Source organism: Bacillus luti, from assembly GCF_001884105.1.
GTDB classification, from domain to species: domain Bacteria; phylum Bacillota; class Bacilli; order Bacillales; family Bacillaceae_G; genus Bacillus_A; species Bacillus_A luti.
On sequence record NZ_MACI01000070.1, the window covers coordinates 1 to 12,985 of the forward strand.

At 34.2% G+C, this 12,985-nt stretch carries 13 protein-coding genes and 1 other annotated feature; of the genes, 5 read left to right on the forward strand and 8 right to left on the reverse strand.

What is annotated here, in order from left to right:
* A partial coding sequence (locus BAQ48_RS17630; RefSeq protein WP_165613803.1) for an IS200/IS605 family accessory protein TnpB-related protein occupies positions 1 to 471 on the forward strand: 471 nt, incomplete at its 5' end.
* Positions 472 to 736: 265 nt separating this feature from the next.
* Here BAQ48_RS17630 and BAQ48_RS17640 read toward each other — a convergent pair.
* Complete coding sequence (locus BAQ48_RS17640; RefSeq protein ID WP_071712154.1) at positions 737 to 1,237, reverse strand: GNAT family N-acetyltransferase; 501 nt, start codon at positions 1,235 to 1,237, stop codon at positions 737 to 739.
* Between the two features lie 20 nt (positions 1,238 to 1,257).
* A complete protein-coding gene (gene abc-f / locus BAQ48_RS17645; protein WP_071712155.1) occupies positions 1,258 to 2,886 on the reverse strand; it encodes a ribosomal protection-like ABC-F family protein in 1,629 nt (542 codons plus the stop codon).
* Positions 2,887 to 3,403: 517 nt separating this feature from the next.
* Here abc-f and BAQ48_RS17650 point away from each other — a divergent pair.
* Entirely contained in the window at positions 3,404 to 4,393 is a 990-nt protein-coding gene (locus tag BAQ48_RS17650; RefSeq protein ID WP_071712156.1) for an aldo/keto reductase family protein, read from the forward strand.
* A gap of 74 nt (positions 4,394 to 4,467) precedes the next feature.
* Here the strand turns inward: BAQ48_RS17650 and BAQ48_RS17655 are convergent, their stop codons facing one another.
* The 4 genes from BAQ48_RS17655 to BAQ48_RS17670 all read right to left on the reverse strand — a co-directional run bounded on the left by BAQ48_RS17655 (position 4,468) and on the right by BAQ48_RS17670 (position 8,275).
* Positions 4,468 to 5,367 carry a LysR family transcriptional regulator gene (locus tag BAQ48_RS17655; protein WP_071712157.1) on the reverse strand — a complete coding sequence of 300 codons (900 nt, stop codon included), beginning with the start codon at positions 5,365 to 5,367 and terminating at the stop codon, positions 4,468 to 4,470.
* Between the two features lie 183 nt (positions 5,368 to 5,550).
* Complete coding sequence (locus tag BAQ48_RS17660; RefSeq protein WP_071712190.1) at positions 5,551 to 6,534, reverse strand: sensor histidine kinase; 984 nt, start codon at positions 6,532 to 6,534, stop codon at positions 5,551 to 5,553.
* Positions 6,531 to 7,238, reverse strand: a complete 708-nt coding sequence (locus BAQ48_RS17665; RefSeq protein WP_071712158.1) for a response regulator transcription factor — start codon at positions 7,236 to 7,238, stop codon at positions 6,531 to 6,533. The genes BAQ48_RS17660 and BAQ48_RS17665 overlap by 4 nt, the downstream gene beginning before the upstream one ends.
* 131 nt (positions 7,239 to 7,369) lie before the next feature.
* On the reverse strand, positions 7,370 to 8,275 hold the full coding sequence (locus tag BAQ48_RS17670; protein ID WP_071712159.1) for an acetamidase/formamidase family protein: 906 nt from the start codon (positions 8,273 to 8,275) through the stop codon (positions 7,370 to 7,372).
* 156 nt (positions 8,276 to 8,431) lie between these two features.
* Here BAQ48_RS17670 and BAQ48_RS17675 point away from each other — a divergent pair, with 156 nt between their 5' ends.
* Entirely contained in the window at positions 8,432 to 8,860 is a 429-nt protein-coding gene (locus tag BAQ48_RS17675) for a cell wall hydrolase (RefSeq protein ID WP_001128412.1), read from the forward strand.
* A 59-nt stretch (positions 8,861 to 8,919) separates the two neighbouring features.
* Here BAQ48_RS17675 and lysS read toward each other — a convergent pair whose 3' ends face one another.
* Complete coding sequence (gene lysS / locus BAQ48_RS17680; protein ID WP_071712160.1) at positions 8,920 to 10,473, reverse strand: lysine--tRNA ligase; 1,554 nt, start codon at positions 10,471 to 10,473, stop codon at positions 8,920 to 8,922.
* An 83-nt stretch (positions 10,474 to 10,556) separates the two neighbouring features.
* Positions 10,557 to 10,813, reverse strand: a binding site (T-box leader).
* 70 nt (positions 10,814 to 10,883) lie between these two features.
* Complete coding sequence (locus BAQ48_RS17685) at positions 10,884 to 11,054, reverse strand: DUF2197 domain-containing protein (RefSeq protein ID WP_071712161.1); 171 nt, start codon at positions 11,052 to 11,054, stop codon at positions 10,884 to 10,886.
* Between the two features lie 140 nt (positions 11,055 to 11,194).
* On the opposite strand from BAQ48_RS17685, the gene BAQ48_RS17690 reads away from it, so the two are divergent.
* Entirely contained in the window at positions 11,195 to 12,097 is a 903-nt protein-coding gene (locus BAQ48_RS17690; RefSeq protein WP_071712162.1) for an SMP-30/gluconolactonase/LRE family protein, read from the forward strand.
* Positions 12,094 to 12,798, forward strand: a complete 705-nt coding sequence (locus BAQ48_RS17695) for a class I SAM-dependent methyltransferase (RefSeq protein ID WP_071712163.1) — start codon at positions 12,094 to 12,096, stop codon at positions 12,796 to 12,798. Before BAQ48_RS17690 ends, BAQ48_RS17695 begins: the two co-directional genes overlap by 4 nt.
* The last annotated feature ends 187 nt before the right edge of the window (positions 12,799 to 12,985 follow it).

A 12,985-nucleotide genomic window follows, 5' to 3' on the forward strand; every position in this document is an offset into this window, starting at 1 on the left:
ACGGTAGGCCTGTTGTTCAAAAAAGTGAAAGCATGTAACATAGATACGGTTGTCGTAGGGTATAACGCTAGTTGGAAACAAAAATCTGATATGGGAAAAAAGAATAATCAAACATTTGTTCAAATCCCGTTTCATAAACTGATAGCAGCAATTGAGAATAAATGTATAAAAGAAGGCATCCGATTTTTAAAACAAGAAGAAAGCTATACTTCAAAAGCCAGTTTCCTAGACAAAGATAGGGTTCCAGTTTGGTCTAAGGATGATAGGACGCAGTATCGCTTTAGTGGTAAACGAATCACTCGTGGTCTGTACCAAAGTAAAGTAGGAACATGTATCCATGCTGATATTAATGGTGCGCTGAATACACTGCAAAAATCAAGAATTGTAGAATTAGATGAAAATCTCAAAGTGAAAACGCCGATTCTATTAGAAGTGCAAAAACGTAAGGCTGTTGCTTCGTGCATAGCTTAGTGGGTGCGTCAACCATCCATGTGTACTCGACTTGTCGGGGCTCGTAGCACACGCCGGATTCATCTGAGTGGTGGCTTCTTCCACAAGGAAGAACTGCTTTTTTTCGAAAGAGTGGTGCAAGTGGGAAAACAATCGTTCGTTGCCAGTACCAACCAAAAACATACTTGGGGTGTTACCATAAGGTGGCATGAATGCTAGAGCGTCAAACAGTCTAGTGATAGACGAAAAGACCTAGCATTCAAACTCATACCCCCACTGAAACGTTTTATCTCAGTGGGGGTAGTTGACTTGAAGCTATGTTGCTAATTAAAGCAATTGCGTTAAGAATAGTTACATTTGTATTTTCAAACAAATATTCAATCATTCCTTTAGTCGCTTTCGTAGCGTAGCCATTATTTTGATACGCACTTGAAATAGCATACATAATTTCTCTATTCGGTGAAGGGAGTTCTTCTTTAATAGCCGTACAGCACCATCCAATAAGCTCATTTGTACCTTTCATAAATATCCCTAAATGTAAGGAGTGTCCATCTATGTTAGATGTATTTTTCACGGCAGCTAGAAATGCTTTATTTGCTGGTATTTCATCATTGATAATCCAATGAACCCTCTGTTCCTTCGTCGATTTCCAGTCTGGTAAAAACTTTTCTATTTCCGGTTGATTGGATATTTTATAAATACTCTCTGCATCTTTGACCATAAACTCTTGCAAATATACATTTCCACAATCTATTCTAAATAACTTAGTCAAACTCTCTTCTCCCATGTTAATCCCCCTTATTTACACTAAAGCGCCTTAATCTGCTTCGTAAGTTCTATAAATCGTTCATCAAGTTCTTTATATTCTTTATCGTTAGAAGTTAAAAAGCTTAATTTACCTAATACTTCTTGTCTTTCTGTTTCTAACTTTAAACGTAGCTCTTCAATATCATCTCTTGTTTTAATAGGCTCTTTTAGTTGCTTTTGTATCGTATGATTTGAAAACACGAGTTTGGTGTTAGTTGTTTTCTCCAGGAAATATAGATCGTGAGAAACGATAACGAGTGTACCATTATACTCTCCTAACGTATTTTCAAGCTGTTCCCGTGAAGGAAGATCTAGGTGATTCGTCGGTTCATCTAAAATAAGTACATCTTTTTCATCTAAAATATAAGCCATTAACTTACATTTTACTCGTTCACCCATACTCATATATCGAATTGGCTCTTTCCATTGGGAAGATTCAAACCCTAAATGTTTCATTAAATTTTGGACTTTTCCTCTTTCTTCAAATGTCTCTTTATAAAATAAATCTTCTGGTGTTTTATCAAGTGGTAAATCAAATACTTCTTGAGTTAAATAACCGATGTTTGCTGATGGTGAAATCCATACTTCTCCTTCAGCAGTTTCGTCCCCCATAATCATCTTCAGTAAAGTTGTTTTCCCGCTACCATTCGGCCCAATAATCGCAACCTTCTCACCGTGTTGAATTGTAAAATTAACGTTTTCAAATAATGTTCGTCCATTAAATTCTTTTCTCAATTGTTTTACTTCTAAAAAGCGTTTTCCTACTTTTTTATTTGCTTGAATAGAGAACTCGACTGAATACTCTTCTTTCACACGTTCTACTTTCGTTTTCTCCAGCTCTTTTTCAAGACGCTTTCGTTTTGACTTCACTTGCGCATCCATTCGCTTCGCTTTTACACGATAAAATTCTTTAACACCTTCTTGTTTTGTAGACTGCGCATGTGCCTTTTGTGACCATGAACTTAATTCTTTTATATGAGTTTCTACTTGTTCTATCTTTTTTTGTTGTTTTTCATATTCACGTTGCTGCGTCATTCTTTTATGCTCACGTGCTTTCATATAACTTGTATAATTACCGCTATGGTCAATTAATTTCTTGTCCTCAATTGACCATATTCTAGTCGCAACAACATCTAAAAAGTATCGATCGTGCGATACGACGATAACTGTACCTTTCATATTTTTAATTTGCTTAATGAGAAGTTCCGTACTCATCTCATCTAAATGATTTGTCGGTTCATCTAATATTAAGACATTAGGATTTTCGGCAAATCCTTTTGCTAATCGAACTTTTAGCTTTTCACCACCACTTAAAGTATGAAAATCATTCGTTGGCACGCCCCATTTCGCAAGAAGTTCTGCTTCTTTTGCAATCATATCCTTACTAACGAAAGATTCTTTTTCTTGTTCAACATATGCTGTTGTTATATTCATTTGCATCCATTCAACAGTACCTTTTGAAGGTTCAATCTTCCCATTTATTAATTGAAGTAACGTTGATTTCCCAGCACCGTTTTTACCAATTAATCCGATAACATCCCCTTGTTTTACTGTCACATTCATTTTTTCTAACAAAGTATTTTCCTTTATTTCAACATAAACATCATTTAATTTTAAAAGTTCTTTCATAAATACCGATCCCTTTCATTAAGGGAGAATAAAAAATCCTCCCAAAGTAATTTTGGCAGGATTAGTCGTTAAAATATTTATACCCAAATAAGCTATTGCGCAACCTAAATAGCAATACCGTTGTATGGAAATTGGGCAGACTAATCCTATTTTTTAGAAATTGAAATTTATTTAATTTCAACATTTAAAAATAAGATTAGTTAATCATCGTCCACCCATCATTCCTTTCCGTCATTAGTAACCATATTGTACCATGATAGTACTGTATGAGTAAATGCAATTATATGTGCTGTAATAAAGATTGCTTTCTTCTAAGTCTATTTATCATTTTTTTACTTCATATTGAACAAGCGCAAACTACATTGATTGTAATACTTCCTTTAGATTTCCCTAGTAATAAACTTCTAAGCACTCCCTCTTATATAATTTTTATATAAATTTATGATTAATTATATATTATACATACTACATTTTAGTTCTTATAATAAAATTATCATTTTTAAGGAGGGATTCTACAATGGAATTTAGCAAACTCGGAAACAGTGGGTTAACAGTAAGTAAGATTGCATACGGGAATTGGATAAACCATGGTGGAAAAGTGAATGAAGATACTGCAAATGAATGTGTGAAAGCCGCATTAGATGTTGGAATTACAACGTTCGATACTGCTGATGTTTATTCAGACACGGTAGCCGAAGAAGTACTTGGCCGATCTTTGAAGGGCATACGCAGAGAGAGTATAGAACTTTGTACAAAAGTATGCCATCCGACCGGACCTGGAAAAAATGATCGAGGTTTATCGCGAAAACATATTATAGAAAATTGTAATGCATCTTTACAACGGCTACATACAGACTATATTGATATCTATTATGCACATAGATTTGATAAAACAACTCCCCTTGAGGAAACGATGTTAGCTTTTGCTGACCTTGTAAGACAAGGTAAAATCCTTTATTTAGGCGTAAGTGAGTGGACATCAGAACAAATTACCCGTGGTGCAGCACTTGCACGAGAATTGAACATCCCTCTTATTGCTAGCCAACCTCAATATTCGATGTTGTGGCGAGTTATCGAAACGGATGTAATACCTACATGTCAACGTGAAGGACTTGGTCAAGTTGTTTGGTCTCCTCTCGCACAAGGTATTCTCACTGGAAAATACCAACCAGGTAAACCACTCCCCGCCCAATCACGTGCTAATTCAGATGCAGGAAAACCATTTTTCAACAAACTCGTACAACGTTGGATGAGTGATAATGTACTTATCGCTATACAGAAACTTAATCCCATTGCTAAAGAAAATAATCTCACCCTACCTCAACTCGCAGTTGCTTGGGTATTACAAAATCCAGCTGTTTCCTCTGCAATTATTGGCGCTTCCAATCCGGAACAAATTAGAGAAAACGTAATTGCTTCTAGTGTGAAATTGCAACCTGAAATTATGGATCAGATTGATAGGATACTAAAAGGTTTCGTTGAGTATGATCCTAGCAAAACAGGTTGAAACATGAGTGAGTTCTACCTATAAAGAAGCATTCCTTTTAAAATGCCCACCCCCCATCCTATAAAGATGGGCTTTTATCTTTTAAATTCACAATGTGAAGTCGTATAAACCTCTCTAACAACTGTTAAGAAGTTCTCTAAAATGACAGACTTTTCATCTTGTCTCCATCCGGCATATAAATTTATTAATGGTGTTTTTTCTTTGATTTCTTTATAAATGACTCCCGATTTTTTATAGCTTTCCACCGATGAAGGGACGACAGACATCCCCATTCCTGCAGCAACTAAATTTACAATCGTTTGCATTTGAATCGCTTCTTGAACAATATTTAAACTTACTCCATGTTCCCAAAAGTAACTAATAATTAAATCATAAAAGTTTGTACCGAAATGACGAGGAAATAAAATAAATGGTTCATCCACTAGTTCTTTAATAGAAATATTAGGTAACGAAACGAAAGGGTGATCTTCATGTAAAACTAGTTTTAAACGTTCGTTAGAACAAACTTCAGAAGATAACACTTCATTATTTTGCTTGGAACGAATAAATCCAATATGAATTTGTTTTTCATAGAGTGCTTTTATTTGCTGGTCTGTTGTCATCTCTCGTAATATAAGTTGAACTTTAGGGAAACGTTCTCGAAATTGTTTTAATATATCTATAACGATTCCTGTTGAATCGACAAAGCCAATTATTAAATGTCCTACCTTCCCTTCCCCCGCAAGCTGTGTTTCTTTAATAGTTCTATCTACTTGAATTATCGTTTGCCGCGCACCTTCTAAAAATATTTCCCCTGCATCGGTAAGTTCAACCATTCGTTTTGTTCGATGGAAAAGTTGAACTCCCAATTCTTCTTCTAATTTACGAATTTCTTGACTTAAAGGAGGTTGCGCCATCATAAGACGTTCTGCTGCACGACTAAAATTTAATTCCTCTGCCACTGTTATAAAATATTTCATTTTCCGAATATCCATTACAATCCCCCCCTATCATTAACAACTAACAAAAAATCTCTTTTACTACCAATCAGCATTAATATGTCTAGTAATTCTTTTTACCTTCTCTTAGGTACATAATCTTTCATTATCAAATTGTATCAGTATTACAAAACAAGGCTAAAAAACTTATCTCAAAAGTTCTTTAGCCTGAATCATTTTTTACACATTATAAAATTTAATTCGTACAACGGTACCTTTATCAATTTCTGAATGGATTTCCACACTATGTCCTAATTGTTTCGTAATTTCATATACAAGATATAGCCCCATTCCAGTTGATTCTTTAAAATCTCTACCATTTTCTCCTGTGAAGAAAGGTTTAAACACTCTTGGTAAATCTTGCTTCGGTATCCCTACGCCATAATCGGCGATTTCAAGTATAACGTTATTACCTTCCTTACAAGCTTTCACTTTAATCTTCTCTCGACTACCAGATGAATATTTAATCGCGTTCGATAGTATTTGTCCAATTAAAAATTGTAACCATTTCGCATCACTTTCTACTGTAATGTCCTTCTCAATTTTAAGCTCTGGATAAACAAAATTCCGGATAAAGAAGCGTTTATGTTCATGCACGGAATCATTCACTATTTTATGTAGCTGTACTTTTTCCACATAAAAATCTTGTGTAAATGCTTCTAAACGCGCGACATACAAAGCCATCTCTAATCCCTTTTTCAACCGGTCAGTTTCTTCATTAATACTTTCAAAACGCGAATCCACTTCATCCTGTGTAATTAATTCTATTACAGACAAGGGTGTTTTCATTTGATGTATCCACTGATTCATAAAGGTTAAATGATCATTATTTTTTCTCTCTTGTATTTGCAGCTGATTTTGATAATGTCGATATTGTACCTCCAGTAAGTCTTGAAGCGCAGTAGATACAACAGCAAAATCTGATTTTTGAACAGAATCATCCAAAGAATGCAACGGATTTGCTAATCTTTCATAGAACGTACGATGAGTAAAGTAACGAAATACTAAATAACCTACCATAAAAAAGACACCTAAAAACATTGCATATAATGCCGTTGCAATATGGTTATGCCCATCAAACCAATATACAAGGAATATGGAGAGAAGTTGCAATACTGTAAAACAAATAAGCGGTATATGATCACGTATAAACAGCTTCATCATTTTTCCATACCAGTATCCCAAGTAATATGCATTCTATATCCAACGCTACGAACCGTTTCAATTGCTCCTTCTATATGTAACGTTTTTAACTTTTTTCGCACACGTGTCGTATTTACACTTAATGTATTATCATCCACATAGGACTCACTATCCCATAATTTATTTAATAACACTTCTCTGCTCACTACACGCGGATAATTTTTCATTAACGTCTCTAATAAAATAGCTTCATTTCTTGTAATATCAATCTCTTGATTCTTAAGCTTTAACACAAGTCTTTCAGGATATAAACAAAGACCTTGTTGCTCAATCATTCGTTCTTCTAGTTTTGGTGCATAATCTCCGTAGGCACGTCTTAAATGACTACGAATTTTCGCCACCACAACTTCATAATGAAAAGGCTTCGAAATAAAATCATCGCCACCATTTTCTAACGCCATAACTTGATCCATCGTACCTTCACGCGCAGAAATAAATAAAATTGGACATGTAGAAACCCCGCGAATTTGACGACACCAATAGTACCCATCAAAACATGGTAAATTAATATCTAATAAAACTAACTCTGGTTGTTCTTCTAAAAAAATGTCTAATACATTTTGAAAATCTGATACAATAATACCTTCATAACCGTATTTCGCAACATGTGTTGATAATAGTTCTGCAATTTTTATATCGTCTTCTACAATCATTATTTTGACCATTATTTAACTCCTTTTTCGCTCCACAATCTCAAATATACTTATACAAAATAAATACTACCTCTTTTCACAAAATCCGTAAATTAAAAAAGGACACTTTTATACAAAAGTATCCTTTTTTAATCTTTATCTATTTAAAATTCACTCAAAATAAATCCCAGCTTCTCCACATAATCCATTCCTATTTCCATCCGTGCCGTTTTCAGCGGGTCTACAACTTGGCATACTTTTAAATTACCTGCTGCTGATAATAAAAGAGTTGCGTCAGCTTTAGACATTTCCAACTCTTCATATAAAAATGTCACCATATTACGTACGGCGCGATTAGCTGCATCATCTAACAATTTCTCTGAAGCAATCGTTATTATTTTTCCTTTTTGAATAGCCATTGGTAGAGGCCATCGCTTTCCTTTTATAGTTTGAACAGTTACAGTTACCTCACCAGCAACTTCAACCCCGCTAACACCAATTTCACCATCACCCATCGCTGCGTGTAAATCACCTAATGCTAAAAGAGCACCAGGAACATTTACAGGTAATAATAACGTTGTCCCTTCCTTTATCTCTTTACAGTCCATATTCCCGCCGTGATCATGCGGTGTACCACATGAAATACTCTCTTCTTTCGGCGCAGTACCAATTACCCCAATCATTGGATTAATCGGGATTTGTAGTTCACTTGAAAACACAACATGTTCATTATGTATTGAGACGACTTTCACTGTATTTTCATGTAACTCTTCCCCCATTACACCACGGTTCGCACCTGTAGTTAAAACGCCCTGCTCTGCAATTTCAATCTTTTCAATCGTTACAACTAATATATCACCAGGTTCGGCCCCTTTAATATATACAGGACCAGTCGCTGGATTAATTCGATTCCAATCTAACTCTTGAAACACCACATCTTCAGAATCAATTTGATTTTCAAAGCAATCATATGTTTCAAATACAAGGCGACTCCCAATTTCTACTTCCATACATGGTTTATTTTCTGATGACATTGCGTAAATGATATGTTCTTTTTGAATTCGATACATATTATCTCTCCCCTTTTATATTGGTCTACAATTACTAATTAGCTTTTTTCATAAAAGCTCCTTTTAATAATTAATGAATTTACATATAGAAAAGCACTTAGCTTATTTTCATACATACACTCTTTACTATAACAGGTAAAGAAAGGCGGTATCATTATGCCCCTTATTCCATATAACGAAAGCGATGTTGACTTACTCGCTCGATTAATACGCGCTGAAGCTGAAGGCGAAGGTCGGCAAGGCGAACAACTTGTTGGATGTGTTGTAGTAAATCGTGTGTTTTGTGATTGTTTAGACTTTAAACAACTCCGTACCGTACATGATGCAGTATATCAAAGCCCAGGTGGATTTGAAGCTGTACAATACGGATATTTTTACCAACGCGCTCGTGAATCAGAAAAAGAAATCGCAAGAAAAGTTTTACAAGGTGAATGGCGCTGGCCAGCAAGATGGGCTCTTTGGTATTTCCGTCCAACTGGAGCTTGTCCACCTGAATGGTATAATCAGCCGTTTGTAGGACAGTTTAAAAGCCATTGCTTTTATGAACCACGTGGTGATGAATGTCCGAAAATGTATTCACGATAGTAAAATTTGCAACGCAAGTGCTTAGAAATTTGGGTACTTGCGTTGCTTCTCACTATGTTTTAGAAATCTAATAATGTGATGAATTTCTCTATGCCTACCACATGTATCAATAATGGTATACGAGGACCATTTGATTGATTCATAATGAGCTTATATATAATGGTGAATAATTGTTTTTGATTTTCTTTCATTATCTTTTTATTTTCATGATGACAAATCGAATACAATTGTTCCATTAAGTTAGAGTAATCGTTATTAGAACGAAGTATTTTGCAAACTTCTACTAACCATCCTTTCTGCCTGTCATCTAATGTGTTGTAAAACTCTATATTTCTCTCTTGATTTACTGTAATTAATTTTTCAGATTGAAAGTTTCTAATCCAATATTCCACCCGATTACTTATTGCAATCATTTCAGGTAATGCATAACTTCTATCTGTTTTTTCTAATATACTTTGTAAAATAGATGAATCAAAATGTAATAATGGTAACGTTCCTGCTACTTGATTAAATTTCGGATATTCATTAACTCGGCTATCGGCTCTAGAGAGCTTCATTGCATCAAATAAATCTTCATTTTTGAGCATTTTATTTTTATAACTATCTTTTAATCGTTCATACTCTGTAAAATTGCGAATCACATCTTCATCAAGACCGATATGAAACGCTGCGTCTGGCCTATATTTTGCAAACATAAATAGAATCACTTCGGGCAAATACACTTTTAGCAACTCGCTAGGTGTAATACTATTCCCTAAGGAACTAGACATTTTTTCATGATTCCCTTTAATTCCAATGAAATCATAAGCAACGTAATGTGGAGCTTCACGATTGAATACTTCCCTCGCAATTTCCTTTGATACATTATAACTACCTGTTTCTGATGAATGATCTCTGCCGCCCGGTTCAAAAACAACATCCTCAATCATCCATCTCATCGGCCAATCAATTTTCCAATTCAGTTTCATTTTATTTGTATTTAATATTGATAATTCATTTTGATTTCCGCATTCACATTCATACCGAACTGTTTTCAATACTTCATCAAAATGTGTAATCGTTGTTGCATCTTTCCCGCATTTCTCACAATATAATGTAACCGGATAAAAACTCTCTCGTTCTTCATCACTACACTTCCCAGTTTTAAAACTCATTAAAATATCATATATTTCTTTTCTTTTATATAAAGACTCTAATATATTCCCGTTATACCTTCCGCTTCTATACTCAGCGTTTTGATATATGAATTCCACTTCAATCCCAAATACTTGGAGCGACTTTTCAAACTCTTTTTCAAAATGCTCCGCATATGAGTTATGACATCCATATGGATCTGGAATATCACAGTATGGCATACCAATATATTTAGCAAAAGATGGATCAATATTTTTAGGGACTTTTCTAAACCTGTCATAATCATCCCATGAAAAAATGAAACGAGTCTTTTTCCCTAAATCTTTAAGCGCCCTTACAACGAAATAAGTCGTTACAATTTCACGGAAGTTCCCGATATGAACAGAACCAGATGGACTAATTCCTGAAGCGCAAACAAAAGTTTCTTTGTTTGGATGTTTTCTAATTAATTCATGTGCTACTTCATACGCCCAATGCATATACTACTCACCTCAATTATATTTTTGTTCTCACATTTTCATTTTTTTGCAATAAAAAAACTCCCACCCCCAAGATTATTCATCTTGAGGACGAGAGTTATTAGCTTCGCGGTACCACCTCAGTTTGTTAATATGTCACCATATTAACCTCTTCAGGTACGGCAAAATATGCTTATACCCTATCTCTATAACGGGAGAACCCGTCGCACCATCCCTAAACAAATTAGTTCCTTGCGCAGCTCCAAGTCTTTTTTCATTAAGATGTATACTGCTCTTTCTCAGCTACCAGAGCTCTCTGTACGTATTCTTTCTTAACTACTCTTCTCTTCCATGCCATTTTAAATATTAGTTTTTTTATATGATAATTTATAACACTTTTATTGTCAAACTTTTCTAAACAGAATATATAACTATCTAAAAAAATGCTTTATCGCTTCTAATTGAATTTTGTGGCTACACTCATCACAACAATATGCCCCTTTTGATTTCTCTTTAAATCTCTTATATTTTTCACTACCCTCGTAAACACGAAATATCTTCTTACAAGAAAAGCAAACAATCTCATAAAACATCATATGCATTTTCCTCTCCGTGTTTATACACTTTTTAATAATTTTAGAAGATTGATTGTCTACCTTACAAATCTTAATATCTTCTTACTAAAGGTTTACCTCTATTTTTATCGAATTATATAAATATCTTATAAAGCGAGGTGAACATCTTGTTCAGTAATATAGAATTAGTTTTGGATGCTAAATCAAGTTTAGCTGAAGGACCATGTTGGGATGAGAAAAAGCAGCTTTTATATTGGGTTGATATTATGGAGAAAAAATTATGCATATATAATCCTACCGCTAATACGAACCGAGTAATCGCTCTCAATCAACAAATTGGTTGTGTTGTTCCATATTTAGAGGACGTACTACTCTTAGCTATGGAAAACGGCTTTTATTCTATTAATGTATATACAGAAAAATTGACACATATTTTTGACCCTGAATCACATTTAATAGAAAACCGTTTTAATGATGGAAAATGTGATCCAGCTGGCCGCTTTTGGGCAGGTACTACAGATACATATGGTATTAATACTGCAGGTTCTTTGTATTGTTTAAATAATAATTTGAGCGTAGAGAAAAAAGTTTCACATGTAAATACATCAAATGGAATTGCTTGGTCACCTAACCATAAATACCTTTACTATATTGATACACCTACTAAAAAAGTGGTTCGCTATCATTATGATAAGTATACTGGAAAAATTCTCAATCCAAGTGATGTAATCATTTTCCACGAAAATGATGGGCTACCCGACGGTATGACAATTGATGAAGAAGGTTGTTTATGGATTGCACATTGGGGAGGTTCAAAGATTACTAGATGGAATCCTTTAACTGGAGAACAAATATTAAGTATCCCAATTCCAGCGTTATATGTAACGTCGTGTACATTTGGAGGGCCTAATTTAACAGATTTATATGTTACAACAGCCAGAACAAGAATGACGGATGACGAATTAAAGGACTATCCACATGCAGGTGGTATCTTTCGAATTCAAACAAATATTAAAGGTTGTCCTACATATGAATTTTGCAATAAAAATATTGGAGCTGAAACAATATGAACCGTATCGAATACATAAGACAAGAAGAAAAGAAATATCACGATCTTTGCTATGAACAATATAAACTGTTTGAAACTGGATCTTGGCTTAACAAACCAGTTAAAACGGTGATGGACTTAATAGATCACTTTGCAGGACAAAAAAACTTACAGGTACTTGACCTCGGCTCTGGCATCGGAAGAAATAGCATTCCAATTGCACAAGAGATAAAAAATACTAGCGGAACTGTTACATGTGTTGACTTGCTTGATTCCGCTTTAACAAAGCTACAAATTTATAGCAAAGAACATGATGTATTCGAGGTTATAAAAACAGAACAAGTAGCAATTGAAAACTACTATATTCCCTCTAACACTTATGATTATATCGTTGCAGTATCCAGTTTAGAGCATGTTAAATCAGAAGAAGATTTAACAAATGTACTCCATTCTATGAAAAAAGGTACAAAGACTGGTGGTATCAATTGTTTAATTATTAACTCGAACATACAAGAAATTGACTTACATACGAATGAAGAATTAGATGCTTTAATTGAAATTAACCTTCCTACTGAAGATATGATACAACTATTAAAAAGCATCTATAAAGAATGGAAAGAATTAAAAATTGAAATAAAAGAATTAACGTATGATATAGTTCGTAATGAAAGACACATTCAATTAAAGACTAATGCTATTACGTTTGTCGTACAGAAATATTAATATTTAAAAATGAGTCTGTAATCCTACTCTTACAGATTCATTTTTTATTATGTGTTATATCGTTCTCTTACGTATTAACAATTATGAGTAACATATAGTTTCACTAGTAATACTGTCAAGGTGTCTTTTCTTTATATATAAATGGCTAGACAAAAACTAGTCAATTGCAATGTGATTATCATTATTA

Bases quoted from the DNA above. Each gene is read 5' to 3' on its own strand.
- BAQ48_RS17640 (WP_071712154.1), bottom strand. From the start codon at position 1,237: ATGGGAGAAGAGAGTTTGACTAAGTTATTTAGAATAGATTGTGGAAAT.
- abc-f (WP_071712155.1), bottom strand. From the start codon at position 2,886: ATGAAAGAACTTTTAAAATTAAATGATGTTTATGTTGAAATAAAGGAA.
- BAQ48_RS17650 (WP_071712156.1), top strand. From the start codon at position 3,404: ATGGAATTTAGCAAACTCGGAAACAGTGGGTTAACAGTAAGTAAGATT.
- BAQ48_RS17655 (WP_071712157.1), bottom strand. From the start codon at position 5,367: ATGGATATTCGGAAAATGAAATATTTTATAACAGTGGCAGAGGAATTA.
- BAQ48_RS17660 (WP_071712190.1), bottom strand. From the start codon at position 6,534: ATGATGAAGCTGTTTATACGTGATCATATACCGCTTATTTGTTTTACA.
- BAQ48_RS17665 (WP_071712158.1), bottom strand. From the start codon at position 7,238: ATGGTCAAAATAATGATTGTAGAAGACGATATAAAAATTGCAGAACTA.
- BAQ48_RS17670 (WP_071712159.1), bottom strand. From the start codon at position 8,275: ATGTATCGAATTCAAAAAGAACATATCATTTACGCAATGTCATCAGAA.
- BAQ48_RS17675 (WP_001128412.1), top strand. From the start codon at position 8,432: ATGCCCCTTATTCCATATAACGAAAGCGATGTTGACTTACTCGCTCGA.
- lysS (WP_071712160.1), bottom strand. From the start codon at position 10,473: ATGCATTGGGCGTATGAAGTAGCACATGAATTAATTAGAAAACATCCA.
- BAQ48_RS17685 (WP_071712161.1), bottom strand. From the start codon at position 11,054: ATGCATATGATGTTTTATGAGATTGTTTGCTTTTCTTGTAAGAAGATA.
- BAQ48_RS17695 (WP_071712163.1), top strand. From the start codon at position 12,094: ATGAACCGTATCGAATACATAAGACAAGAAGAAAAGAAATATCACGAT.